The sequence below is a fragment of the Metabacillus sp. SLBN-84 genome (assembly GCF_053629595.1).
Genome location: NZ_JBRJIP010000001.1, coordinates 1,462,044 through 1,487,277 on the forward strand (window position 1 = coordinate 1,462,044; position 25,234 = coordinate 1,487,277).

A 25,234-nucleotide genomic window follows, 5' to 3' on the forward strand; every position below is an offset into this window, starting at 1 on the left:
GGGCTCGTTTTGTCATTCAAGCGTTTGTTTCCGTGCACCCGGAATTTCTTTTAATGCCAGATACATCACAATCAGATTCACAAACCAGTTGATGAAAATTCCGCTTGGGACTGATACCTGCAAAAACTCCATGATCATAAAGAAAATGGAAGCGAGTGTGACTGAATATGCAGCCATTACCCACATCTGTTTAAAATTCACTTTTTTCTGCAGACTGTTCTTAAACAGAATACTCACAAACGCAAGAAACGTAATTTCGATAAACTTTGATGCAGCGGTAAAAAGATAAAAGACGAGTAGAACAGTTCCGATGACAATCGGCAGGACACTTTCAAATTGAGCAGAGTATGTAAGCAAATCTGATTTCGTCAATGTGTTCAGCATAGAGTAATCATAGCTTTGCGACTGTCCGGCAAAAGCATAGACAAATTCATTTTTGAGGAGGCCGATCGCATTTTCTTTGTTTTCAATTTCCTGAGTGGTAAACGCGCCTGTCGGGTCAAAAACAATAAAGAGATCGTCTTTTGTCAGCTCTATTGGCTCTTTCGCATCAGAAACCAATGTTCCATCTTCTATTGTAAAGTCGGGCAAATCCTCTCTAAGCGTTGAGTCAAGCCCTTTAAGCAGGGCTGAAATGCCGGAGGACATATAAATCCCCATAGGCAGGGTAATGAGTACTGTCAGCATAAAGACGTATAGAATCGTTTTGCCGATTCCCTGAAACCTGTACATAGAGATCGATTTTGGGGAGTAAATACTTTTCGCAAGCTGTTTAAAAATATTCAAATATACGCACATCCTTCTATATTCATCCAGTTTTCATTTTAACCATCAAGACCTTAAGAAACAAGGAATAATGCAATTGGAACAGTTATTGTTAAGATATTGTAAATTTTTTATGAAAAAGAGTTAAACGCCTTTACAATTAATATACATTCCGTTAATAATTGGGAAGGTTGTAGAAACATGTCGATAATAGATGTTAGGGGTTGAATGAAGTTGGATCTCGATTTACAAAAGATGATCTTTGAATTTGTCGGAGGCCTCGGAATTTTCCTGTTCGGAATTAAATTCATGGGCGACGGACTGCAAAAATCAGCAGGTGACAGACTGCGTGACATACTGGATAAATTTACAACAAATCCAGTAATGGGTGTTCTGGCAGGTGTATTTGTCACAATTCTCATCCAATCAAGCAGTGGTACAACTGTACTCGTAGTAGGCCTTGTCAGCGCAGGGTTTATGAATTTGCGCCAGGCAATCGGCGTTATAATGGGTGCTAATATCGGCACTACTGTCACTGCCTTTATCATAGGAATAAAAATTTCAGACTATGCACTCCCTGTTTTATTTGCGGGAGCGGTGCTGCTTTTCTTTTTTAAAAACAAAAAAATTCACAACTTTGGCCAGATTGTTTTCGGATTCGGTGCCCTGTTCTTCGGTCTTGAACTGATGGGTGATGGAATGAAGCCGCTGCAGTCACTTCAGGCCTTTCAGGATCTTACTGTCAGCTTGAGCGACAATCCTCTGCTCGGTGTTTTAATCGGTACAGTATTCACTGTCATCGTTCAAAGTTCCAGTGCAACGATTGGGATTCTGCAGGAACTTCACGGTCTTGGTCTGATCGATATAAAAGCTTCGCTGCCGGTTCTTTTCGGAGATAACATTGGAACAACGATTACAGCAGTTTTAGCATCAATCGGAGCTTCTGTTGCTGCAAGAAGAGCAGCTTTTACACATGTTATCTTCAATTTAATCGGGACAGCCATTTTCTTGCTGATTCTCCCTCTGTTCACTGCATTTATCACCATGCTGAAGACGAACCTTGGGTTAAATCCAGAAATGACAATTGCCTTTGCGCATGGAACGTTTAATATTACAAACACGCTCATCCAGCTACCGTTCATAGGGGTGCTTGCTTATATTGTAACGAAGTTAATCCCCGGCGAAGATTCTCTGGTGGAATACAAAGCAAAGCATCTGGATCCAATGTTTATTGAGCAATCTTCTTCTATTGCCTTGGGACAGACAAAAGAAGAAATTCTCCGCATGGGTCAATTTGCATCTCTTGGACTTGAAGAAGCCAACTATTATCTAAAAACGAATCAGCAGAAACATGCTGATACGGCTTATCAGATTGAAGACGCAATTAACAACCTCGACCGTAAAATTACTGATTACCTCGTATTAATTTCCCGTACAGAAATGTCGGCAGCAGAGTCTGAAGAACATTCGGCTCTCTTTAATACAGTAAGAGACATTGAACGCGTTGGAGATCACTTTGAAAATATCGTTGAACTTGTCGATTATCAGCTCTCAAACAAAGTGAAGCTGACAGGGTCTGCGCTTCAGGATTTAGATGAGATGTTCACATTGACGATAAGCACGTTAAAAGATGCCATTGCTGCACTTGACGATAAAGATACAGATCTTGCAGCAAAAGTCATGAAATCAGAAGAACAGATTGACAAAATGGAGCGCACACTGCGCAAAAAGCATATTCTCCGCATAAACGAAGGAAGCTGCACGGGTCAGGCAGGCATTGTGTTTGTCGACATCGTCAGCAACCTTGAGCGGATCGGGGACCATTCAGTCAACATTGCTGAAGCAGTACTCGGATACCGCAAATAATGGGTTAAAATCAGACTTAATAAGCTATAATGAAAGCAAGGGCTGCGGCTCTTGCTTTTTTTCATGACTAAATAAGAAGGTGTGGTGTTTTCCGAATTGGAAGCTTTATATTGGACACTGATTATTATCATGTTTGTTATTGGATTTGCAGGCCTGATTTATCCGATTATCCCGAGCGTTCTTTTCATTGTCGGCGGATTCCTTCTTTTTGGAGCCTTCTTTGGCTTTGAGGAATTCGGCTATCAATTCTGGCTGATTGAGGGAGTCTTCGTCGCAGTTTTATTTGCCGCGGACTATGTGGCAAATTTGATGGGGGTCAAAAGAGTCGGGGGAAGCAAGGCTGCCATTTGGGGAAGCACGATTGGACTTTTGATCGGTCCATTTATTATCCCGATAGCGGGAATCATTATTGGCCCGTTTGTCGGTGCAGTGCTTGCAGAGCTCCTCGTTCACAAAAAAGACTTTAATGAATCTGTAAAAGTCGGCCTGGGATCTCTTATTGGATTTATATCCGGGGTTTTTGCCAAAACGATTATTCAGCTCGTTATGATCGGTTATTTCCTGTATACCGTTCTCTGACGTGCAGAACATTCCAAAAAGCCGTGCATATAAATTGAAACAATCGGTCAATTTTGGTAATCTTAATGTGACAAGCTTAGGCTTAGCAACTACATACCATTCGAGGAGGAGATTTAAATGGCTTACGAACTACCGCAACTGCCTTACGCATATGATGCACTTGAACCGCATATCGATAAGGAAACAATGAACATTCACCACACGAAACACCATAACACATACATCACGAACGTGAATGCTGCTCTAGAAGGTCATGACGATCTTCTCAGCAAAAGTGTTGAAGAACTTGTTTCAAATCTTGACGCAGTGCCTGAATCTGCACGCACAGCTGTACGCAACAACGGCGGCGGCCATGCGAACCACAGCCTGTTCTGGACAATCCTTTCACCAAACGGCGGAGGAGCTCCATCAGGAGAACTAGCTGACAAAATCAACAGCAAATTCGGAAGCTTTGAAACATTCAAAGAAGAATTCGCCAAAGCCGGCGCTACGCGTTTTGGATCAGGCTGGGCTTGGCTTGTTGTAAACAATGGAGAGCTTGAAGTAACAAGCACTCCAAACCAGGACTCTCCTCTAATGGAAGGCAAAACGCCGATCCTTGGTCTTGATGTCTGGGAGCATGCTTACTACCTGAACTACCAAAACCGCCGTCCTGACTACATCGGAGCTTTCTGGAACGTTGTAAACTGGGATGAAGTAAACAGACGCTACGAAGAAGCAAAATAATAGACGTGAAAAAACAGGGAATCTTAGATTTCCTGTTTTTTTATTTGCCTTCATCAGCTGAAAGTGTATATCAGGCAGGCATAATTGTCCTTACACCATTCAGAAATGGTTATGAGATGAAAGTAACATAGCAGGAAACTTAAGGAAAAAAGAGCGAAAGATAGCATAAGAAAGGGATGGAATCGTACGGTATAAAAAGAGTGCGGGTGCAAGATAGAACAAGAAAAAGGTGGAATCGTACGGTATAAAAAGAGTGCGGGTGCAAGATAGCATAAGAAAGAGGTGGAATCGTACGGTATAAAAAGAGTTCAGGTGCAAGATAGCATAAGAAAGAGGTGGAATCGTACGGTATAAAAAGAGTGCGGATGCAAGATAGCGTAAGAAGTGGATGGAATCGTACGGTATAAAAAGAGTGCGGATGCAAGATAGTGTAAGAAAGGGATGGAATCGTACCGTATAAGAAGAGCGCAGGTGCAAGATAGCGTAAGAAGTGGATGGAATCGTACGGTATAAAAAGAGTGCGGATGCAAGATAGTGTAAGAAAGGGATGGAATCGTATGGTATAAGAAGAGTGCAGGTGCAAGATAGCGTAAGAAGGCGATTCCGCTTTTCGTGTTGTCCAGCTCCATCAGCCAACTCCTCTGTCAGAACGGAATCGTCAAAAAAGGCAAAAAGCGCCTTTTCCGCCGCTTCCTTATCTGACTCCTGGAGCTAACCGGTTGATTCCGCTTTTCGCGGTGTCCAGCTCCATCACCCAACTCCTCTGTCAGAACAAAATCACCAAAAAAGTCAAACCCGGACTTTTCGGGTGATTTCTTTTCTGCCTGTCAGGGCTAAACGGTCGGCTCCGCTTTTCTTTGTATATCTCCCCCCCCTTTACACAGACTAATTAGTAGCTGATGAAGGGGAGTTTTAGGTATGTCTAAGCTGCAGAAAGTCTTTGGTAATGTGGAAGTTAACCGTGATTTGCTTCTGCTTCTGACGATTGGGGGCATGTATTCTTTAGGGATTGCCCTCTCGAATGCTTTTGTTAATGTGTATTTGTGGAAGCAGTCCGGCAGTTTTTTGGATTTAGGGATCTATAATCTGACGATTGTAATCATGCAGCCCATTACATTTATTATTGCCGGGAGATGGGCAAAAAAAATTGACCGGGTGATTGTGTTTCGTCTTGGTGTTGCATTCCTGGCTGTATTTTATCTGTCTGTTCTCTTAATTGGGGACAGGGCAGCAGACAATTTGATTTTGCTTGGAGGTCTTCTTGGGATAGGCTCAGGTTTTTACTGGCTTTCCTTTAATGTACTGACATTTGAAATTACAGAACCTGAGACAAGGGACTTTTTTAACGGATTTTTAGGGGTCATGACTTCCTCTGCTGGAATGATCGGCCCGATTGTCGCCGGTTTTGTCATCTCAAGGCTTGCAGGAGACACGGGATACAAAACAATCTTTTCCCTGTCGCTTGCCCTGTTTTTTTGTGCAGTGATTCTAAGTCTCTTCTTAAAAAGAAGGCATGCAAACGGGCGTTTTCTGCTTATGGATGTTTTAAAAGAGAGAAAGCGGAATATGAACTGGCGCATGATTACGAACGCTCACTTCTTTCAGGGGCTCAGGGAAGGGACATTTATTTTTGTCATTGGAGTCCTTGTTTTTATCACGACCGGCAGCGAACTTGCTCTGGGGAAGTATGGGCTGATTAACTCTGCGGTTGCTTTCGTTTTTTATTATCTGGCTACAAGGATGATTACGAAGAAAATGAGGAAGAAATTTATCCTGGCAGGGGGAATTCTGCTTTATGCCTCCATTTTCCTGCTCCTGTTTGATCTGACCTATGCAAAGCTCATCATCTATGCGATTTCCATTGCGGTCGCCTATCCGCTTCTGCTTGTTCCCTACATTTCATTGACCTACGATGTGATTGGGCGGTCATGGAACGCGGGAGAAGCAAGGATCGAATACATTGTCGTCAGAGAACTGTTTTTAAACATGGGAAGAATTACATCCATTCTGCTGTTTATTCTTTCTGTCACGCTATTCGATGAAAAACAGAGCATTCCTTTTCTGCTTGCCATTATAGGGGCAGGGCACAGCTGTATTTATTTTTTCATCAGGAAGGTTTCGCTGCCTGAAACAAATGAACCCATTGATAAAAAAGAAGTTAACGGACAGAAAAAAATGCCTGAGCCGAACCTTGTAGATGGAGAAAGCAGCTGACACGGCATATGACAATCGTGTTACAACTGTCGAAAATAATAGAAATTAGTCGATTTTTTTCATAAACTAGAGGATAGACACCATGTTATGGTGTCTATTTCAATTTTCGGAACCTGATATCGACAATAAGGCGGTGCAGCATGACAAAGAAAAAGAAACGGACAGTCCCGCTTCGCTTGAATATCCTGTTTTTTCTTATCTTCCTGTTATTTTCAGGAATGATTTTAAGGCTTGGCATTGTCCAGATTGTATATGGAGAAGATTACCGCAAAGAAGTTGAGCGCACGGAAGAAGTAACGATCAGCACTTCTGTCCCGCGGGGGAAAATCTTTGACAGAAACTACAATACCATTGTAGACAATAAGCCGATCAAAGCGATTACATATACAAGATCGGCTTCTTCTGATCAAGAGGAGCGACTTGAAACAGCAGCCAAACTTGCCAAGATTTTTGACCAGGACAGAACGGACTCAAAAGAGGACCAGGAAGCTCTGGAGAACGAGTTAAAGAAAATAACGGAAAGAGATAAAAAAGATTATTGGATCTTAACGCGTCCGGAGAAGGCGGAAAAGAAAATCACGAAAGCGGACCGTCAGAAGGTGCTCGACGGTGTAATGAGCGATGAGGATCTGTATGATCTGCAGCTTGAGAGAATAACGGAAAACGAGCTGAAGGAAATCACCCAGGAAGAGCTTAAAGTCCTTGCGATTAAACGGGAAATGGACAGCGGCTATGCCCTGACGCCCCGGATTATAAAAAAAGACAACATTTCTGAAAAGGAATTCGCTTTTATCAGCGAGAACCTTGATGAACTGCCGGGTATCGACATTACAACAGACTGGCAGCGCAACTATGTATTTGATAAAACACTCCGAACCCTTATAGGCAGCATCTCTTCTTCTGAAGAGGGGATACCCCAGGACAGACTGGACTATTTCACTTCCCGTGAGTACAGCCGAAATGACAGAGTAGGGAAAAGCTATCTGGAATATCAATATGAAGACATTCTGCAGGGCCAAAAAGCAAAGGCCCGCAACATCACAGATAAGTCGGGGAACATCCTTGATACAGAAATCATTACTGAAGGAAAGAGCGGCAAAGACTTGATCATGACAGTCGATGTAGAGCTTCAGCAGGAAGTTGAAAAAATCATCGAAGAAGAATTGACTGCTGCCAAAAAGAAATCAGGAACTGCTCTTCTTGACCGGGCGTTTGTCGTCATGATGGACCCAAGAAACGGTGAAGTGCTTTCTATGGCAGGAAAACAAATTAAAAAAGATGAAAATGGAAAAACCGTCATTGATGATTATGCCCTGGGCACGATGACAAGCTCATACACAATGGGGTCGGCTGTAAAAGGGGCCACTGTCCTGTCAGGTTTTCAATCAGGCGTGATTAAGCCTGGAAGCATACAGCTGGACGAACCTCTTTACATTAAAGGCTCACCGCCTAAAAAGTCCTATCAGACAATGGGAAACATCAATGATCTTGAAGCGCTTCAGAGATCTTCCAATGTATACATGTTCAAAACAGCCATTGCTATGGCTGATGGAGAGTATAGACGAAATAAATCACTGCCTCTTGATACATCAGCCTTTTCCGTGCTTAGAAACTACTACAGCCAGTTTGGCCTTGGCGTAAAAACGGGCATAGACCTTCCAAATGAAGCAACAGGCTTTAAAGGAAGGGATGTTACCCCCGGACTGCTTCTTGATTTATCAATCGGACAATATGACACGTATACGCCGCTTCAGCTTGCGCAGTATGTTTCTACTATTGCAAATGGCGGCTATCGGATGAAGCCGCAGCTAGTGAAGGAAATCAGAGAACCTTCTCCGAAAGACAATCTTGGATCAGTGATTGAATCCATTAATCCTGAAGTACTTAACAAGGTTGAAATGAAGCCTGAGTATGTTGAACGTGTTCAAGAAGGGTTCAGAAAGGTCATGCAGGAGAAAAGAGGGACTGCCTACGGTTATTTTATGGGAGCGGATTATCTTCCTGCAGGCAAAACAGGGACAGCGCAGGCATTTTACGATGGACCTAATAAAGACCAGTTCCTTTCGCCTACTTATAATCTGACCCTTGTCGGCTATGCGCCTCATAACAATCCCGAAATTGCCTTTTCAGTGGTTGTACCATGGGCCTATGATAAAGCAAGCAATTCTCACCCAATCAATAACCTGATCGGACGAAGAATCATGGATAAGTATTTCGAACTGAAAAGCGAACAGAGCAAAGAAGGCATTGAAGAAGGCGTCGGCCAGCCTGAAAATGCAAGAGAATTAGAAGAAGCTGAATAAAAACATGGGATAAAGAGGACAATAAAAGCACTCAAATGAGAGTGCTTTTTTTGTGTTACATTGGCTGAAAGTCTGCTGGAGCAATCATGAAGCCGGCATCTTTTCATCATTCGACAAAAAGGTTCACGCATTTACAAAACCTTAACATTCGATTAAAACCATGTTAACACTTAGGCGTTATTGTATTACTTGTAGGACAAAAACACCACTTTGTAGGGGGAATTAAGAAATATGAAAAGCTTCAAATTTTTAGCCATGACTATTATGATTTCGTCTTTGCTTGCATTCGCAGCAGCATGCGGAAATGGTGAAAGCACAGAAGGAAACGGTTCTGAAGACAAAACTTCTGAAGAAGCAGCTCAATTAGAAGGTGAAGTTGGAATCGACGGATCATCAACTGTTGCTCCTATCGGTGAAGCAGTTTCTGAAGAATTCGCTATGGAACATCAAGGTGTTAAAGCTCCAATCGGCGTATCAGGAACTGGCGGCGGATTTGAGAAATTCGTAGCAGGCGAAACGGACATTTCTCAGGCGTCACGTCCAATTAAAGATGAAGAAGCACAAGCAGCTAAAGACGCTGGCATTGAATACACAGAACTTCAAGTTGCCTTTGACGGACTTTCAGTTGTTGTAAATAAAGAAAATGATTTCATTAAAGAACTAACGGTGGAAGACCTTAAAAAGATCTGGGTTGAAGACGGAAAAGAAAAGAAATGGTCTGATATTAACCCTGACTGGCCGAACGAGCCAATCAAGCTTTTCTCTCCTGGAACAGATTCAGGAACATATGACTACTTCAATGAAGTAATCCTTGAAGATGAAGCAGTAGCAAAGCAAGCAACACTTTCTGAAGATGACAATGTACTAGTTAAAGGTGTGCAGGGCGACAAAACTGCTATGGGATTCTTCGGTTATGCGTATTACCTTGAAAACAAAGATACACTTAAAGTTGTTCCGATTGTAAACGAAGAAGGCAAAGCAGTTGAGCCGACAAATGAATCAGTTGAGTCTGGCGAATACAACCCGCTTTCACGTCCTCTTTACATCTATGTAAACAATGCTTCAATGAAAGAAAAGCCTCAAGTTGCTGAGTATGTGAAGTTCTACTTGGAAAACGCTGGCGCTCTGGCTGAAGAAGTTGGATACGTAAGCCTTCCAGAAGAAAAGTACACAGAGCAGCTTGAAACAATCGAAGGTTTAAAATAATTTAAAATCTAATAGATGAGAAGCATAAAACTGCTTCTCATCTTCCCATGTTTTGGAAAGGGGTTTTCGCATTATGGCAACAGAAACAAGCCGCTCTGTCAGCGAGCTGATCAGAGAAAAAAAAGAGAAAAGATCCTGGATGAGATCTACAGAAAAAATGGTACCTGCATTTTTATTGCTGACAGCTGTCATTTCCGTTCTTACAACAGTAGGAATTGTGTTAACTCTTATCGTTGAAACGGTAACGTTTTTCAGCAAAGTGTCTCTGCTGGATTTTATAACCCAGCGGGAATGGTATCCGTTTTTTGAAAGTGATCCAGCCTACGGAATTATAACACTAATTTCTGGAACACTTCTTGTAGCAGTGATTGCAATGGTTGTTGCTTTGCCTATTGGTTTGGCATCTGCTATTTATTTGAGTGAGTATGCATCAGACCGGGTAAGAAGAATCATAAAGCCGATTCTTGAAGTACTTGCCGGGATACCGACTATTGTGTACGGATTCTTCGCCCTGACATTTGTTACACCGCTGCTTCGTTCGATCATGCCTGATCTTGGATTTTTCAATGCTCTGAGCCCGGGTATCGTGGTAGGAATTATGATTATACCGATGATTGCTTCATTATCTGAGGATGCCATGACATCTGTTCCAAGAGCAATGAGAGAAGGAGCTCTTGCACTTGGATCAACAAAATTTGAAGTCGCCATCAAGGTAGTGCTTCCGGCTGCCATCTCTGGTGTCATTGCTTCATTCGTACTGGCTATTTCACGTGCAATCGGCGAAACGATGATTGTTACACTTGCAGGCGGTGCTACACCCAAGCTGACATTTGATCCGACGGAATCGATTCAGACAATGACAGCTTATATTGTTCAAGTAAGTTCAGGTGATGCAGGTTACGGAACTACAATTTATTACAGTATTTATGCTGTAGGGATGACACTTTTCCTGTTCACGTTAATCATGAACCTGCTTGCACAGTTTATTTCCCGCCGTTTCAGGGAGGAATACTAAGATGAACTACATTAATAAAGATAAAGTCGCAAAGAAAATGAGCAGCAGGCTTGCGGTTAACGGAATATATAAAGGAATCTTTATGATTGCCACAAGCTTTGCTCTCGTTGTTCTCGGAATTCTCTTATATCGGATATTCACTCAAGGATTTAGCTTTTTAACACCGGAGTTCTTTCAGAATTTCGCATCAAGAAGACCATCTGCCTCAGGAATCAAAGCAGCTTTGGTCGGTTCTCTCTGGGTAATGGCTGTTGTCATTCCGACTGGACTAATTCTAGGTGTTGGAACGGCATTATATATGGAAGAATACGCTAAGAAAAATAAATTCACGAATTTCCTGCAAGTAAATATTGCAAACCTTGCCGGAGTTCCGTCGATCGTTTTTGGACTCTTGGGTCTTACTGTATTTGTCCGTTACTTTGAACTTGGAAGAAGCATTTTAGCCGGAGGGTTTACAATGGCGCTTCTAGTTCTTCCAGTTATTGTAGTTGCGTCTCAGGAAGCCATTAGAGCAGTACCTAAAGAGCTGCGTGAAGCTTCTTTCGGTATGGGGGCAACTAAGTGGCAGACTATCCGCAGGGTTGTTTTGCCTGCTGCTATACCAGGTATCTTAACAGGGAGCATACTTGCTTTCTCAAGGGCAATAGGCGAAACAGCGCCTCTTCTAGTTGTAGGTGCATTTGCATTCGTTAACTATCTGCCTGAGAGTGTAATGAGTACATTTACCGTTATGCCAATTCAGATCTTTAACTGGGCTTCAAGACCACAGGCTGATTTCCAGGATGTAGCTGCTGCCGGAATTATCGTTCTGTTTATCTTCCTGATTGTCATGAACTCCGTGGCTGTCTTGATTCGAAACAAGTTCCAGAAAAATTATTAAACATGCTTTGAAATGGATGAAGGAGGTTTCACACGATGGAAATGACAAAAGTTGTGAAAGAGCGGAAGGAAAATGAGGAGTTTGCGGCGAATGCTGAAAAAGAAAAAAGCATCGTCTATAAAACAGACAACCTGAATCTTTGGTACGGAAATGACCAGGCTTTGAAAAATATTGACCTTAATATCTATGAAAATGAAGTAACAGCGATTATCGGACCTTCAGGCTGCGGTAAATCAACTTACATTAAAACATTGAACCGCATGGTTGAACTGATCCCTACAGTCCGCACATCAGGCAAGATTATCTACCGCGGAAAAAATATCTTTGATAAGGGCTATGGGGTTGAAGACCTTCGCACAAGAGTCGGAATGGTGTTTCAAAAGCCAAATCCGTTCCCTAAGTCTATTTATGACAATGTGGCATACGGACCAAGAATTCATGGAATCCGCGATAAAAAGACGCTTGATGCCATCGTTGAAAAAAGCTTAAAAGGCGCAGCCATCTGGGATGAAGTAAAAGACCGCTTAAAAGAAAATGCATACGGCCTTTCAGGCGGACAGCAGCAGCGTCTGTGCATCGCGCGCTGTCTTGCAATTGAACCGGACGTGATCCTGATGGATGAGCCGACATCTGCACTTGACCCGATCTCAACGTTAAAAGTGGAAGAGCTTGTTCAGGAATTGAAAAAGCAGTACAGCATCGTGATTGTTACTCATAACATGCAGCAGGCTGCACGTATTTCCGACCGTACAGCATTCTTCCTCAACGGCGAAGTTGTGGAATACGCTCATACTGACAAGCTGTTCTCAAACCCGTCTGATAAACGTACAGAAGATTACATCACAGGTCGTTTCGGTTAAATAAAGGTAAGTCGTGCAAAACGATCAGTTTGCACGGCTTATTCCTGTATGATTTACTAGAATAAACACACACTGCTGAATGATGATACTATTGGAGGGAAGCGACATGGTAGTAAGAGAGAAGTTTGAATATGATCTAAAAATTCTTCAGGATAAATTAAATGAAATTGCAAGCCTTTCCGTAAAATCGCTGTCGGATGCGATTAGTGCTCTTGAAACAAGAAATGTAGAAGCAGCGCTTGAAATTATCGAAAATGATGAAAGAATTGATGATCTGGATGAAGAAATCAATGACCTGGCCATCCTCCTGATTGCCAAGCAGCAACCTGTTGCCATTGATCTGAGAAGGATTATCGTTGCCATTAAAATCTCCAACGACATCGAAAGAATGGCTGACTTTGCCGTTAATATTGCAAAATCAACAATCAGAATCGGGGACGAGCCTTTATTTAAACCGATTGAAAGCATTAAAAAAATGCATGCGATTGCTGTGGAAATGTTGTCCCTGTCTGTAAAGGCATATAACGAAGAAGACGTTGTCCTTGCCAAACAAGTAGCGGAGATGGATGATCAGGTAGATGATTTATACGGCCAGACAATCCGTGAGCTGCTTGAAATCATGCCTGAGCGCAAAGAGCTTATGCAGCAGCTTACTCAGCTGATGTTTGTCTGCAGATACATCGAACGCACGGCTGACCATGCGACAAATATCTCTGAAAGCGTCCTTTACCTTGTAAAAGGCAGAAGATACGACCTTAACGCCTAAACTATCAAAAAAGCTTGCCGCATATGCGGCAAGCTTTTTTATGTACGGAAATCCCAAATAGAAAAATGAACGCCTTGATTTCTCTGGCGTTCACTCATTGTTATTTTACGAGAACATTTACAATCTCGCTGAAGCTCATGCCTTTTTTAAGCTGGAATGTTCCCATGCGTACTTTTGTATGATAATTTCCGTTTATGACAAAATCGTTAAACTCGCTTGCTGATTCGATAACGCCTTCCTGTTCGAGAATGCGCGAAACATCAGATGTCGCCATGCCGTCTACAATTTTAAGGGTATAGTTTTCCTGCTGTGGTTTTTCTTCTGCAGGTTTTTCAGCCTGTTTTTGCTTTTCGATCAAAGCCTTTTCTTTAAAGGCAATCAATTCGTCATATTCTTTCGTATCAACAGCCGTCTGGCCATTTTTAATTAAGTATTCTTTGATGTCATTTTCAGTTACTTCTCTATCGACAGTCACAGTCGCTTTATCGTTGGTTTCTCCGAAAAAGTGAGTGGCAGCGAGTACAGATGTGGAAAGAATCATTCCTGCTGCGAACGATTGAAATCCTTTTCTGCTCATGTTAGGACCCTCTCATTCTTTTTAAGAATGTCTCTGATTTCGTCCTCGCTTAAGTATTCAGAACGTGCAATGGCTTCAGTGGATAATCCTTGATTATGCTTTAAAACAATGCGCTGAAGCGTTTGAGGATCAATTGAATCATAATCTGAAAGCTGAAGGCCGTTTTGCAGAATTTCTTCTTCTAAAACTCTGACTTTTTTCTTCAGCTTGTAGATCTCCTGCATAGATGATACGGACAGGTGCTCTACTTCCTGTTCAATGTCTTTAACGGAATCTCTCTGAAAAAATGAGACGCCAATTAAAAGGATGCTTACGGCAAACAGGGCAATAATCATAATCTCCATTTTATTCACCTTCTAATATTTTTTCCCTTTTTCTTTATACCACAAAAAGCTTAAGGACTAAAGAAAATTCGTAGATATTGTCGAAAATTGTCCCTATTGGATCAGCTTTTTTCCATTGCCGGATTTATGTCATAATAAGGAGAAAAAATGGGTGTGCGGGAAATGCCAATGAATCAAGTGAAGAGAGGGGGAATAGCAGTGGAAATCATTCATGAAAAGGGGACAGGAATCAGTCTCGCCAGAAAACGGTCAGGTTTGTATGCAAGCTTGCATATTGATAAGCCGGATCAAAGGATTGTGTCCGCTCTATTCGGCAAAGCGTTTTCCCTCCTTGGAATTAAGATTCGCTTTTTCAGGCAGGCAGAAGGGTTTCTTGCTTATAAGGATATAGAACTGCAACATGAATGGCACGCATTCATTTCATACAGCGGAACGGAAGCAACCTACTTTGCCGATCTTGTCATTTATGATCAAAACAAGGAACTTACACTTGCAAGATCAGACTCCGTTGATGGAGAAACCGGCAGCGGCAGCAGTTCAGATTGGCGATCGGCCTCTCCCAGGACGAACTGGGAACGCTGCTTTTCCGGATACACCTCCTATGGGAATGTTCCAGATGAAATAGATCCGCTAAAGTTTAAGGACATAAACACGAATATGCAGGATGTGGAGGAGATCAAAAGCACGCTCCACAAACTTCACGCTTCTGTTGTTATGATCTCAACAGAATATCCGCCAAATCTGGTTGGCGGGCTTGGCCGTCATGTGCATATCCTTGTTCAAGCCCTCGCTGAAAAAAAGAAAACAGTCATTCTATTAACTGCTGCAGCAGATCACGCTCTGGCAGGCTATGAAAACCCGGCGCCTTTTCTGCACATATTCAGGTTAAAACCCCTGCATAAAACAAGCAATAGCCTTGAAGAGTGGGTGCTGAACATGAACTTTGCTTTCGTTCAGTTTTTGAAAAAAAACAGATGCCTCTCATTTGATCTTGTTCATGTACATGACTGGCTGACTGCCGGAGCCGGACGGGCTGTAAAGGAAGTATGGGGAGTTCCGCTTGCAGCGACGATACATGCGACAGAAATAGGGCGAAACGGGTCCGCATGCACCCGGCTGCAGAAACACATTACTATGGAAGAAAAAAGACTTGTTAAAGATTCTGACAGGGTCATCGTATGCAGCAAATATATGAAGAAACAGGCTGAAGACCAATTAGAAATGGCCTCAGGCAAGTCTGCGGTCATCTATAATGGAATAAATCCGCTGAAAAGTAATATGAATGATAAAAATTCTAAAAACAAAAAACCTCTTTTTTTCTCTGGAGAGCCATATATATTTGCAGCGGGGCGGCTGGTCCCCGAAAAAGGATTCGGCGTGCTGCTTGCAGCCATGCCGGAAATTTTAAAGCGTTTTCCTGAAATTAGGCTTATGATTGCAGGAGATGGGCCGTTCCGCAGCGAATATGAAAAACTAGCGAAAGAATTGAACGTTCAAAATCATGTCATATTTCTTGGTTTTTTAGACGATGCACCTCTTCATATATTTTTTAAGAACTGTGAGATGACCGTTGTGCCAAGTTTGTATGAACCCTTTGGAATGATCTCCCTTGAGAGCATGGCAGCGGGTAAGCTTACAATTGCATCTGATACCGGCGGACTTAAAGAAATCATCCGGCATAGAGAAAACGGTCTTTTATTTGAGCGGGGGAATTCGGAAGCTTTAACATCAGCTATCTTAGAGGCACTCACAAATAAAAAATGGGCAGATCGCCTTGCGAAGGAAGGATTGTCTGACGTTTCGCGGCGTTTTTCCTATGATCTGTTTGCAGAGCAAGTGATAGAAGTATATGAAGTGCTGAATTCTATAAAGACAAGGAGCTGAATAAAGTGAAAGCTGTTATCCTCGCAGGCGGAGAAGGCTGCCGGCTCAGACCGCTTACAAATCATTGTCCAAAGCCGCTTGTGCCCATATTGAATAAGCCCGTACTGGAATATAGCCTTGAGCTTCTCAAAAGGCATGGTATAGATGATGTTATTATGACCGTACATTACTTGTCATCAGCCATCAGGTCCTATTTCGGAGACGGTTCTAAGTGGGGCATCAGAATCACATACAGTGAAGAGGAAATGCCTCTTGGCACAGCAGGGAGCGTCAAGCTTGCAGAAGAGCTTCTGACAGAACCCTTTCTTGTCATCAGCGGGGACATTCTGACCGATTTTGATTTAACAGCAGGCATTGATCATCATTTGTCACACGGTGCGGCTGCGACGATTTTCACAAAGCCTCTGGATCTCCCGATTGAATACGGAGTTCTGCTTTCAAAAGAAACCCATATCAGCAGGATGTTTGAAAAACCGAAGTGGAATGACCTTTCAGACCACTCCATCAATACGGGGATCTATATTTTCAATCCAAGCATTTTCTCATATCTGGAAGAGTTTGCATGCAGTGACTTCAGCAATGATCTATTTCCTGAAATGATCCGAAATAAAGAAACCATCTCCCTTTTCAGAGCGGATGGGTACTGGTCGGATATTGGAACTCTCTCAAATTACCGCGAAGCACAATTTGATATGCTTGAACATCGGGTGAACCTGGCCCCAAGAGGAAAAGAGATTGCCAAGGGCATCTGGATGGAGGACGGAGTTACCATTCATGACGATGTAACCTTAAAGGGCCCAATCTATATCAGCAGCAATACGATTATACATGAAGGGGCTACAGTGGGTCCTCACACTGTATTGTCTGAATCAGCCATCATCCACGAAAAATCTTCCGTTACACATTCCATTCTGTGGGAAAACAGCTATATAGGAAAAGCGTGCAGTCTTGGCGGGATGATCGGGCAGTGCCAAATTCAGGATCACTCAGCTCTCGCAGATATGAATGAAGAGACGGCAAATGCCTGGCAGGAGTACACGAAAAAAAATTCCTAACATCTGTATGAAATAAAATATGAAAATAATGTGGCATTTATTTTTTAAAAATGCTATTATAGTTAAGTCTGATTTAGTATAAGTTTTTTCAGTTTGGAGGGAAATCAACATGCGCGTTAATCTTACATTGGCTTGCACAGAATGCGGCGAACGTAATTACATTTCTAAAAAGAATAAACGTAATAACCCTGATCGTATGGAGCTTAAAAAATACTGCTCTAGAGAGAAAAAGGTTACATTGCACCGCGAAACAAAGTAAGCAGCAGGAATTTTTTCCTTGCTGTTTTTTTTTACGCGAATTTTAGCAAAGGGAGAATGGCTGATGCTGAAAAAAACATTGAGAAAACAAATGCTGGACCAAATGTCGGAGATGAACCCTGATACATACAGGAGCCTTTGCGGGCGTATACATAAACAACTCTTTCAATCCTCCTGCTGGAAAGACAGCAAGACGATTGGCATTACAATCTCACGCGGCATGGAAGTTGACACAAATAGTATCATTGAAAAAGCGCTGCAGATGAACAAGCGTGTAGCTATTCCGAGATGCTTGCCGAAAACCAGGGAAATGGAATTTCGCACGTATACATCAGAAGATCAGCTGGAAATTGTTTATTACGGCTTGAAGGAACCCGCTGTTTCAAAAACATCCTTAGTGACGCCTGACGAAATGGATCTTCTATTTGTTCCCGGGGTTTGTTTTAGCAAATTGGGGTACCGGATCGGCTACGGTGGAGGCTATTATGACCGGTATCTTCCTTCGTTTGGCGGGATGACGGTCTCTCTTGCCTTTTCTGAACAAATTCTGCCTGAGCTTCCTGCTGAACATCATGATATTCCGGTCAGGAAGATCATAACTGAAGATGAGGTGATCATGACAAGTGGCTGATCTTTCAATTTCCATTCTGTTTATTCTGGGCATTTCTGCTGCAGGATTTAAGCTGAAGTCTTTAACGCTTGGCGGTGCAGCGGCAGCGGCTTGTACCGGCGTCTCCATTTATGCAGGCTTTGGATATCCGGGACTGATATTGCTGGGCGTCTTTTTTGGAAGCTCAAGCTTATGGAGCAAGTACAAGAGGAATCAAAAAGCGAGTGTTGAAGAAATGCTTGTTAAAGGAGATCAGAGGGATGCCGTTCAAGTGTTTGCAAATGGAGGTGCTGCCTCACTATTAAGCATTCTGTATGCATTTTTTCCGTTTGAGGGGGGGTTTGCTGTCTACAGCGCTGCAATTGCTGCTGCAAATGCTGACACCTGGGCTTCAGAGATTGGAACATTGAGCAGAAAGAAGCCGAGAATGATTTTTTCCTTTAAACAAGTGGAGAAGGGAACATCAGGCGCAGTCAGCGTTCTCGGCACAGCAGCTGCAGCGGCAGGATCCGGGCTGATAGCGCTTTGCGCATATGCTGTTTTTTCCCTTGAGCCAATGGAGTTCTATCTGATCCTTCTTATTGGTTTTGCCGGAAATCTGCTCGATACTTTTCTCGGTGCGGCAGTTCAGGTTCAGTTTCAATGCCCTTCATGCGGAAAAGCAACAGAAAAAAAGATGCACTGCGGTACGGAAGGAGTGAAAACCGGCGGCTTTCTTGATAATGATGCCGTTAATTTCACCGCGATCCTTGGTGCAGCTTTGCTTGTATTTCTTTTTTATTAACCGAAAGTGAATGATGTATGGATAAAACCGTGATCTCCCGCAGAGAGTAATAGCAGGAGGGATGATCATGCGAAAGGTGAATTCTGTACTTTTGACTATACTCGGAGCTCTTGTCTTTTATCAGTACCGCTACAGGCTGATGAATGCCGTTCTGAGCAGCCCGGCCATCCGGCACCAATTTATACAGCTGTCGATGAGGATACCGTTTATCCGAAATAAGTTTATGTTCCGTGTTTTCCGCTGAAAAGCGCCTCCTGCAGGTGCTTTTTTGTCTTTTTGCAGACATATACTTAATCACAGGCATCAGAAAGACCTCTGGAACACCTGTTGTGCAGGCGGATTTGCAGGCTTCATCAGATTAAGGAACAGGCGCTTTTCTTAACAGGGATGCATGGAGTTGGTATACTATATTTAAAAAGGTCGGAGAGAAGCATATGGGAATGAGGCAGGAACAGTTTTTCTGGAAATATGTTCATGATGCTGTCACGCGGCATAACGATCAGATCATCCGTCTTTCGGACGATGATCAAGAAGTGCTGCTTGCTCCAAATAAAAATAAAGAGTTTCAGCTTATCCGCATCCTGCAGATTGACCTGGACTGGGGCAGTCAGCTTCAGCAGGATATCGAGAGAACCGCATTCAGAATGGATAGGCTTCGCGCGCAAACATTCAAGCACCCTGTCCAGCTTCTAAATATTTATCTCTCTCCCTATCCGCCTGTCGATGATTGGGAACACCGGACCCAAAAACCGCATCAGGAAGGAAAAATAACCATTAAATCGGTTGTTATCCATAAAGACAATGAGCAGAAGATGATTGACTATCTTGGAGCGCTGCTTGGGAAAAGGCTGTCGTTTTTAGAAGATGCAGAAGAAGCAGACATAAGCTTGTTAAAGAAGGAGGCCATCTTTCATTCAAACAAGAAAGCGAATGAAGAAAGGCAGCTTTTCCGTTATGGAAAACCTCTTTTCACCTATTTGTTTATCGGTTTGCAGGTCGGCATGTTTATGCTTCTTGAAGCTTCAGGAGGCAGCCAAAACCCTCAAACGCTTGTTGACTATGGGGCGAAATACAACCCGCTGCTTGCTGACGGGGAATGGTGGCGTTTGTTCACCCCCATTCTTCTTCACATCGGAATCCTTCATCTGCTGATGAATACACTGGCGCTTCTTTATATAGGGGGTGCGGTTGAAAGGATGTACGGGTCTGTAAGGTTTCTGCTTATTTACTTGTTTGCGGGAGCATCAGGAACGCTCGCAAGCTTTGCATTCAGTCCTTCTATATCCGCCGGGGCCTCAGGCGCCATTTTTGGTTGTTTCGGAGCCTTGCTCTATATGGGTATTGCCAAGCCTAAGCTGTTTTTCAGGACAATTGGAACAAATGTCATCTTCATTATCGTTTTGAATCTTCTCTTTGGCTTTGTATTTCCCGGAGTGGATAACGCCGGTCATATCGGAGGTCTTGCAGGAGGATTTCTTGCAGCTTTGATGGTGCAGCTGCCCAAACAGAAGAAATGGGGACTGCGGCTGACAGGAGCTGTTCTGGCATTGTTTTTTACAGGGGGGCTGTATCTTTACGGTTCACTTCTGATAAATGGATTGTAGCGAAGAGCGGTTCCGCTCTTTTTTTGTTCCCTTAAAAATATGTTCTAGTTTTGAATTTTAAAATATCCTCTTGACGGAAAGTGACATTCCTTTATACTTTTATGTAGGTTCATGCAGAATATCTTTGAAATGAGCAGGTGTATTGATGAAAACGATTTACGATATTCAGCAGTTTCTAAAAAAAATGGGAACAATCATATATATTGGAGACAGAGCAGCTGATCTTGAACTGATGGAAATGGAAATCAGGCAAATATATGAATCAAACCTAATGGACGTAAAGGACTACCAAATGGCGATCCTGCTTCTGAGGCAGGAAAGGCAGCGGGTTCTTGAAAAGAAATAGTTCCTGTTGTTTTAAATGATTGTGCAAACGGTTTCTCAAAGACTACAACAAAAAAGGATGACATATTATGACAGATAAATGGCTGGTTGGAATAGATCTTGGCGGTACAACAATTAAAATGGCATTTATCAGCCATTACGGCGAAATGATTGAAAAGTGGGAGATCCCTACAGATAAAAGCGGAAAAACCATTACGACAGATATTGCAAAGGCCATTGACGCCAAACTTACAGAACTTGGCCAGACAAAAGCAAAGCTTGCCGGCATCGGAATGGGTGCACCCGGACCTGTGAATTTAGAAACAGGACTTGTGTATGAAACTGTGAACCTTGGCTGGAAGAACTACCCGCTAAAACATCATCTTGAAATTGAAACAGGCCTTAGAGCCGTTATTGACAACGATGCAAACATCGCAGCGATCGGCGAGATGTGGAAGGGAGCCGGAGACGGAGCGACGGATGTTATTTGTGTAACGCTTGGCACAGGAGTCGGCGGCGGCATCATTTCAAACGGAACTGTTGTGCATGGTGTAAACGGTGCAGGGGGAGAAATAGGGCACATTACCTCTGTGACTGAAGGCGGAGCACCTTGCAACTGCGGAAAAGAAGGCTGTTTAGAGACAATTGCATCTGCAACGGGCATTGTAAGACTTGCCGTTGAAAAACTGAGCGAAAGTGATGCGCATAGCAGCCTCAGAACCCTTTATGCTGAAAATGGCAGCATTTCGTCTAGAGATGTCTTTGAAGCTTCTGAACAGGGTGATGCTCTTGCAACGGAAGTTGTTGAGTATATTACGAAACAGCTTGGTCTTGCACTTGCAAACCTTTCAAACGGTCTGAATCCGGAGAAGATTGTAATCGGCGGAGGAGTTTCAAGAGCTGGAGAGCACTTAAGAAAAAACACAGAAAAGTATTTCAAGCGTTATGCATTCCCGCGTGTGGCTGAAGGCGCGTCTATATCCATTGCAACTCTTGGCAATGATGCGGGCGTTATTGGCGGAGCGTGGCTTGTAAAAACAAAACTTTCCGCGGTTTAATCGCATATAAAAACCCGGGCAAGCAATACTAAAAGGAGCCTTATCAAAGCAGATAAGGCTCCTTTCTTATTTTAAAGAATATTCAGAAGATATTTACTTTGGCATTTTTGAAACCTTTTTGGGTTTTATACGTCTAACTATAGGGTAAAACGAATAAGCTGAACAACATTACAATTCTATCATCCTATTGTAAGCTAAGTGTTAAAAACGATTGATTTTTTGTTAAAGAAGTATTAAGATATGGTTTAGTTGTTTAATCTGCCTAATTATATGGAAATTAAAGAGAATTTAAAAAAATAAAAAAACGAAATCTTGACTGCGCAGGTTCTAACGAATGAGGAGGTTATGAAATGCGTATCCAATCATTTTCAAAAATTTCATTTTTGCTTATCGCGACATTGTTCATGTGGATCAAAACATACGTTGTCTACAAAACTAGCTTTGATATCAAAATTGAAAATTTCACCCAGGAGTTTATCCTGTTTATTAACCCCCTGAGCTTTCTTTTGTTTATCTTCGGCTTTGGCCTGTTCATGAAAGAGAAGAACCGCAACCGCTATATCCTTGCTGCAAGCATGATCGTTACGTTTGTCCTGCTTGCCAACATTGTTTTTTACCGGTTTTTCAATGACTTCCTGACAATTCCGGTTCTTTTTCAGACAAGCAATATGGGTGACCTGGGAAGCAGCATTTCTTCCCTGTTCGAACCGCTTGATCTGCTATTGCTTGTTGACATTGTCATTCTTGCCTGGCTTATGAAGCGCCCGCACTTTCAGGCAGATGCCACCGTCACAAGAAAAGAAAAATCGGCCTTCTATCTGCTTGTTGCCGGAATCTTTTTCTTTAACCTTGGACTGGCTGAGACAGAACGTCCGCAGCTGCTTACACGTTCCTTTGACCGTGAGATGCTTGTGAAAAACATCAGCGTCTATAATTTCCACATTTATGACGGCGTGCTGCAGTCCAAAACATCTGCACAGCGTGCTCTTGCAGACAGCAACAGTCTTACTGAAATAGAGAACTATGTAAAAGCGAATAAAAAAGAACCGAATAAAGACATGTTCGGAATCGCAAAAGACAGAAACGTTATTCTGGTTTCACTGGAATCAACTCAGAGCTTTGTCATTAACGAAACCATTAACGGCAAAGAAATCACGCCATTTTTAAATGATTTTATCGGTGAAAGCTATAACTTTGAAAACTTTTACCATCAGACAGGACAGGGTAAAACGTCCGATTCTGAATTTATCGTAGAGAATTCATTGTATCCGCTTGGGCGGGGAGCAGTATTCTTTACAAACAGCAACAACGAATATGCAGCGGCTCCTGAGCTGCTTAAAGAGCAAGGATACTATTCGGCCGTTTTCCATGCCAACAATAAAAGCTTCTGGAACCGCGACATCATGTATCAGACACTCGGGTATGACAGGTTCTTTGATGTAAATGACTATGAGGTAAATGAAGAAAATTCTGTCGGATGGGGATTAAAAGACAAAGAGTTCTTTGAACAGTCTGTTGACCATATGAAAGAACTTCCCCAGCCGTTTTACAGCAAGCATATCACGCTTACCAACCACTTCCCGTTTGAACTGAACGAAGAAGACAAAATGGTGGATGAGTTTAACTCAAACAGCAAAACGCTGAATAATTACTTCCCGACTGTGCGTTACCAGGATGAGGCCTTAAAACACTTCATTCAAAAACTAAAAGATGAAGGTCTTTACGAGAACTCCATTATTGTCCTTTATGGCGACCATTACGGCATTTCTGAAAACCACAATGCAGCCATGGGCGAATTCCTCGGCAAAGAAGTGACGCCGTACGATGAAATTCAGCTTCAGAGAGTGCCTTTTGTCATTCATATCCCTGGTGTGACAGATCAGAATCCTAAAACCATTTCTGATGTTTCAGGTCAGATTGATATACGTCCTACACTCATGCATTTGCTTGGCGTAGAGACGAAAGATGAGATTGAATTCGGCAAGGATCTTTTCTCAAAAGATAAACTTCCGTTTACGGTTCTGCGTGATGGAAGCTTCATCACAGACAAATTTGTCTACACAAGCGGCACATGCTACGATAAATCAACAGAGGAGCCTGCTGAAGACAAGGATGCATGTGAACCATATATGGATAAAGCAAAACAGGAGCTTAACTACTCCGATAAAATCATCTATGGTGACCTGCTTCGTTTCTATGATGAAATGAAAAAGGAAAATGAAAAACAAGAATAAACCTGCAAAAGCTTTGGCCCTGTGCCAAAGCTTTTTTTCATTTTCTTTGATCCCCTTTGGAAAATGCTTTAACAAGAAAGCCCACATGCAATCATATGCTGAATATAAGCACATTTTTTGGGGGGATTGAAATGATTGTCAGAGTAAAAAGGGATACACATTTAAAAGAACTGTCCCATCTGCTGAATATACATGAACAGCTCCTGTTTGAGGCAAATCCTGCCTGTTCTGCAGCCTGCATCCTTTCAGGAGAGACGCTCCGCATACCTTTTACCGAGAATGTAAACTGTCACATATCGTCCACTTTCAATGCACCTCATATTAGGAATATAATAGACTTTTATGAGGGTCAGATTCCATTGCCGCCATCACCTGAGTTTATCCAAAAGAAGAGAGCATATGATTACATTGTTTTGCTTGAAGATCTCGAAAAAATCCTTCATGCATATCCTTTTGTAGAAAAACGGACCATTGGACACAGTGTTCTGGGGCTGCCGGTGTATGAGCTTAAAATTGGAAACGGACCCAAAAAAGTCCATATGAACGGCTCCTTTCATGCAAATGAATGGATTACAACATCTGTTCTGATGAACTGGCTTCATGAATATTTAGAAGCGGTTGTTGACGGAGGGTCATTTGAAGGTCATTCCGCAATGGATTTATATCAGCAAGTATCGCTTTCTTTTGTCCCGATGGTCAATCCTGACGGTGTACAGCTTGTACTGAACGGTCTACCGTCTGATCATCCGCACTATCATTCGACGCTTCAGATGAACAATAACAGCCTTGATTTTGAACAGTGGAAGGCGAATATAAACGGAATTGATCTGAACAATCAATATCCTGCGAACTGGGAGATTGAAAAGGAGAGGAAAATTCCGAAAGCACCGTCTTCAAGGGACTACCCGGGTGACGCGCCGCTGACTGAACCGGAATCCATTATGATGGCAAAGCTTGCGGATAGAGAGAATTTTGATATGGTTGTCGCTGTCCATACCCAGGGAGAAGAAATCTATTGGGGATATATGAACTGCGAGCCTGAACAAGCGGGCATCATCGTGAAAGAATTCAGCAGGCAGAGCGGCTATAAAGCGATCAGAACCATTGACAGTCACGCTGGATTCAGGGACTGGTTTGTTTTGGAGAAGAAGAAATGCGGGTATACTATAGAGCTTGGGACGGGAGTGAATCCTCTTCCGCTCAGTCAGTTCGATGAAATTTACAAAAAAAGCAGAGGCATTTTCTGGGCTTCATTATATATGCTGAAATCCTGAAACTTTTCAGCAAGTCTGAACGTAATACAAGATAAGAAGAGGGGAGAC

The 25,234-nt window shown here is 42.6% G+C and carries 24 protein-coding genes; 21 read left to right on the forward strand and 3 right to left on the reverse strand.

Annotation, left to right across the window (positions count from 1 at the left end; all coding sequences use genetic code 11):
- Positions 1–12: 12 nt before the first annotated feature.
- Complete coding sequence (locus RKD52_RS07200) at positions 13–786, reverse strand: DUF1189 domain-containing protein (RefSeq protein WP_454099187.1); 774 nt, start codon at positions 784–786, stop codon at positions 13–15.
- A gap of 213 nt (positions 787–999) precedes the next feature.
- Here RKD52_RS07200 and RKD52_RS07205 point away from each other — a divergent pair, with 213 nt between their 5' ends.
- From RKD52_RS07205 to phoU, 10 genes are all read left to right on the forward strand, one after another.
- The gene (locus RKD52_RS07205) at positions 1,000–2,631 is read left to right on the forward strand and encodes a Na/Pi cotransporter family protein (RefSeq protein ID WP_454099188.1); all 1,632 of its coding nucleotides are present in this window, start codon (positions 1,000–1,002) and stop codon (positions 2,629–2,631) included.
- Between the two features lie 96 nt (positions 2,632–2,727).
- Positions 2,728–3,210, forward strand: coding sequence for a DUF456 domain-containing protein (locus RKD52_RS07210; protein WP_369735878.1), 483 nt, complete (start codon positions 2,728–2,730; stop codon positions 3,208–3,210).
- A 117-nt stretch (positions 3,211–3,327) separates the two neighbouring features.
- Entirely contained in the window at positions 3,328–3,936 is a 609-nt protein-coding gene (sodA, locus tag RKD52_RS07215) for a superoxide dismutase SodA (RefSeq protein ID WP_320156846.1), read from the forward strand.
- A 918-nt stretch (positions 3,937–4,854) separates the two neighbouring features.
- A complete protein-coding gene (locus tag RKD52_RS07220; protein WP_454099189.1) occupies positions 4,855–6,150 on the forward strand; it encodes an MFS transporter in 1,296 nt (431 codons plus the stop codon).
- 140 nt (positions 6,151–6,290) lie between these two features.
- Complete coding sequence (locus RKD52_RS07225) at positions 6,291–8,453, forward strand: peptidoglycan D,D-transpeptidase FtsI family protein (RefSeq protein WP_454099190.1); 2,163 nt, start codon at positions 6,291–6,293, stop codon at positions 8,451–8,453.
- 231 nt (positions 8,454–8,684) lie between these two features.
- Complete coding sequence (locus RKD52_RS07230; protein WP_454099191.1) at positions 8,685–9,659, forward strand: PstS family phosphate ABC transporter substrate-binding protein; 975 nt, start codon at positions 8,685–8,687, stop codon at positions 9,657–9,659.
- A 73-nt stretch (positions 9,660–9,732) separates the two neighbouring features.
- Complete coding sequence (gene pstC / locus RKD52_RS07235) at positions 9,733–10,674, forward strand: phosphate ABC transporter permease subunit PstC (RefSeq protein ID WP_454099192.1); 942 nt, start codon at positions 9,733–9,735, stop codon at positions 10,672–10,674.
- Between the two features lies 1 nt (position 10,675).
- Positions 10,676–11,554, forward strand: a complete 879-nt coding sequence (gene pstA / locus RKD52_RS07240; protein ID WP_426866696.1) for a phosphate ABC transporter permease PstA — start codon at positions 10,676–10,678, stop codon at positions 11,552–11,554.
- Positions 11,555–11,589: 35 nt separating this feature from the next.
- Entirely contained in the window at positions 11,590–12,414 is an 825-nt protein-coding gene (gene pstB / locus RKD52_RS07245) for a phosphate ABC transporter ATP-binding protein PstB (RefSeq protein ID WP_454099193.1), read from the forward strand.
- A gap of 106 nt (positions 12,415–12,520) precedes the next feature.
- On the forward strand, positions 12,521–13,180 hold the full coding sequence (phoU, locus tag RKD52_RS07250) for a phosphate signaling complex protein PhoU (protein WP_454099194.1): 660 nt from the start codon (positions 12,521–12,523) through the stop codon (positions 13,178–13,180).
- A 100-nt stretch (positions 13,181–13,280) separates the two neighbouring features.
- Here the strand turns inward: phoU and RKD52_RS07255 are convergent, their stop codons facing one another.
- Positions 13,281–13,757 (reverse strand): endolytic transglycosylase MltG, encoded by a 477-nt coding sequence (locus tag RKD52_RS07255; RefSeq protein WP_454099195.1) that lies wholly within the window; start codon positions 13,755–13,757, stop codon positions 13,281–13,283.
- Entirely contained in the window at positions 13,754–14,101 is a 348-nt protein-coding gene (locus tag RKD52_RS07260) for a hypothetical protein (RefSeq protein ID WP_454099196.1), read from the reverse strand. Before RKD52_RS07260 ends, RKD52_RS07255 begins: the two co-directional genes overlap by 4 nt.
- Positions 14,102–14,299: 198 nt before the next feature.
- Here RKD52_RS07260 and RKD52_RS07265 point away from each other — a divergent pair, with 198 nt between their 5' ends.
- The 11 genes from RKD52_RS07265 to RKD52_RS07315 all read left to right on the forward strand — a co-directional run bounded on the left by RKD52_RS07265 (position 14,300) and on the right by RKD52_RS07315 (position 25,186).
- Positions 14,300–15,985 (forward strand): glycosyltransferase family 4 protein, encoded by a 1,686-nt coding sequence (locus RKD52_RS07265; protein WP_454099197.1) that lies wholly within the window; start codon positions 14,300–14,302, stop codon positions 15,983–15,985.
- 5 nt (positions 15,986–15,990) lie between these two features.
- On the forward strand, positions 15,991–17,040 hold the full coding sequence (locus tag RKD52_RS07270) for a sugar phosphate nucleotidyltransferase (RefSeq protein ID WP_454099198.1): 1,050 nt from the start codon (positions 15,991–15,993) through the stop codon (positions 17,038–17,040).
- A 109-nt stretch (positions 17,041–17,149) separates the two neighbouring features.
- Entirely contained in the window at positions 17,150–17,299 is a 150-nt protein-coding gene (gene rpmG / locus RKD52_RS07275; RefSeq protein WP_070875478.1) for a 50S ribosomal protein L33, read from the forward strand.
- Between the two features lie 63 nt (positions 17,300–17,362).
- A complete protein-coding gene (locus RKD52_RS07280) occupies positions 17,363–17,929 on the forward strand; it encodes a 5-formyltetrahydrofolate cyclo-ligase (protein ID WP_454099199.1) in 567 nt (188 codons plus the stop codon).
- Positions 17,922–18,692 carry a DUF92 domain-containing protein gene (locus tag RKD52_RS07285; protein ID WP_454099200.1) on the forward strand — a complete coding sequence of 257 codons (771 nt, stop codon included), beginning with the start codon at positions 17,922–17,924 and terminating at the stop codon, positions 18,690–18,692. The genes RKD52_RS07280 and RKD52_RS07285 overlap by 8 nt, the downstream gene beginning before the upstream one ends.
- Before the next feature lie 67 nt (positions 18,693–18,759).
- The gene (locus tag RKD52_RS07290) at positions 18,760–18,936 is read left to right on the forward strand and encodes a hypothetical protein (protein WP_087946341.1); all 177 of its coding nucleotides are present in this window, start codon (positions 18,760–18,762) and stop codon (positions 18,934–18,936) included.
- 190 nt (positions 18,937–19,126) lie between these two features.
- Positions 19,127–20,296, forward strand: coding sequence for a rhomboid family intramembrane serine protease (locus RKD52_RS07295; protein WP_454099201.1), 1,170 nt, complete (start codon positions 19,127–19,129; stop codon positions 20,294–20,296).
- A 145-nt stretch (positions 20,297–20,441) separates the two neighbouring features.
- Entirely contained in the window at positions 20,442–20,642 is a 201-nt protein-coding gene (locus RKD52_RS07300; protein ID WP_029279680.1) for a YqgQ family protein, read from the forward strand.
- Between the two features lie 67 nt (positions 20,643–20,709).
- Positions 20,710–21,678, forward strand: a complete 969-nt coding sequence (locus tag RKD52_RS07305; protein ID WP_454099202.1) for an ROK family glucokinase — start codon at positions 20,710–20,712, stop codon at positions 21,676–21,678.
- Between the two features lie 350 nt (positions 21,679–22,028).
- Positions 22,029–23,912 carry an LTA synthase family protein gene (locus tag RKD52_RS07310; protein WP_454099203.1) on the forward strand — a complete coding sequence of 628 codons (1,884 nt, stop codon included), beginning with the start codon at positions 22,029–22,031 and terminating at the stop codon, positions 23,910–23,912.
- Positions 23,913–24,043: 131 nt separating this feature from the next.
- Positions 24,044–25,186, forward strand: a complete 1,143-nt coding sequence (locus RKD52_RS07315) for a M14 family metallopeptidase (protein ID WP_454099204.1) — start codon at positions 24,044–24,046, stop codon at positions 25,184–25,186.
- The last annotated feature ends 48 nt before the right edge of the window (positions 25,187–25,234 follow it).

What these genes read in the sequence shown, in the direction of transcription:
- RKD52_RS07255 (WP_454099195.1), bottom strand. Translation starts at nt 13,757, where the DNA reads ATGAGCAGAAAAGGATTTCAATCGTTCGCAGCAGGAATGATTCTTTCC.
- RKD52_RS07300 (WP_029279680.1), top strand. Translation starts at nt 20,442, where the DNA reads ATGAAAACGATTTACGATATTCAGCAGTTTCTAAAAAAAATGGGAACA.
- pstB (WP_454099193.1), top strand. Translation starts at nt 11,590, where the DNA reads ATGGAAATGACAAAAGTTGTGAAAGAGCGGAAGGAAAATGAGGAGTTT.
- pstC (WP_454099192.1), top strand. Translation starts at nt 9,733, where the DNA reads ATGGCAACAGAAACAAGCCGCTCTGTCAGCGAGCTGATCAGAGAAAAA.
- RKD52_RS07290 (WP_087946341.1), top strand. Translation starts at nt 18,760, where the DNA reads ATGCGAAAGGTGAATTCTGTACTTTTGACTATACTCGGAGCTCTTGTC.
- RKD52_RS07220 (WP_454099189.1), top strand. Translation starts at nt 4,855, where the DNA reads ATGTCTAAGCTGCAGAAAGTCTTTGGTAATGTGGAAGTTAACCGTGAT.
- phoU (WP_454099194.1), top strand. Translation starts at nt 12,521, where the DNA reads ATGGTAGTAAGAGAGAAGTTTGAATATGATCTAAAAATTCTTCAGGAT.
- RKD52_RS07310 (WP_454099203.1), top strand. Translation starts at nt 22,029, where the DNA reads ATGCGTATCCAATCATTTTCAAAAATTTCATTTTTGCTTATCGCGACA.
- RKD52_RS07295 (WP_454099201.1), top strand. Translation starts at nt 19,127, where the DNA reads ATGGGAATGAGGCAGGAACAGTTTTTCTGGAAATATGTTCATGATGCT.
- rpmG (WP_070875478.1), top strand. Translation starts at nt 17,150, where the DNA reads ATGCGCGTTAATCTTACATTGGCTTGCACAGAATGCGGCGAACGTAAT.
- RKD52_RS07260 (WP_454099196.1), bottom strand. Translation starts at nt 14,101, where the DNA reads ATGGAGATTATGATTATTGCCCTGTTTGCCGTAAGCATCCTTTTAATT.
- RKD52_RS07230 (WP_454099191.1), top strand. Translation starts at nt 8,685, where the DNA reads ATGAAAAGCTTCAAATTTTTAGCCATGACTATTATGATTTCGTCTTTG.
- pstA (WP_426866696.1), top strand. Translation starts at nt 10,676, where the DNA reads ATGAACTACATTAATAAAGATAAAGTCGCAAAGAAAATGAGCAGCAGG.
- RKD52_RS07225 (WP_454099190.1), top strand. Translation starts at nt 6,291, where the DNA reads ATGACAAAGAAAAAGAAACGGACAGTCCCGCTTCGCTTGAATATCCTG.
- RKD52_RS07315 (WP_454099204.1), top strand. Translation starts at nt 24,044, where the DNA reads ATGATTGTCAGAGTAAAAAGGGATACACATTTAAAAGAACTGTCCCAT.
- sodA (WP_320156846.1), top strand. Translation starts at nt 3,328, where the DNA reads ATGGCTTACGAACTACCGCAACTGCCTTACGCATATGATGCACTTGAA.
- RKD52_RS07305 (WP_454099202.1), top strand. Translation starts at nt 20,710, where the DNA reads ATGACAGATAAATGGCTGGTTGGAATAGATCTTGGCGGTACAACAATT.
- RKD52_RS07280 (WP_454099199.1), top strand. Translation starts at nt 17,363, where the DNA reads ATGCTGAAAAAAACATTGAGAAAACAAATGCTGGACCAAATGTCGGAG.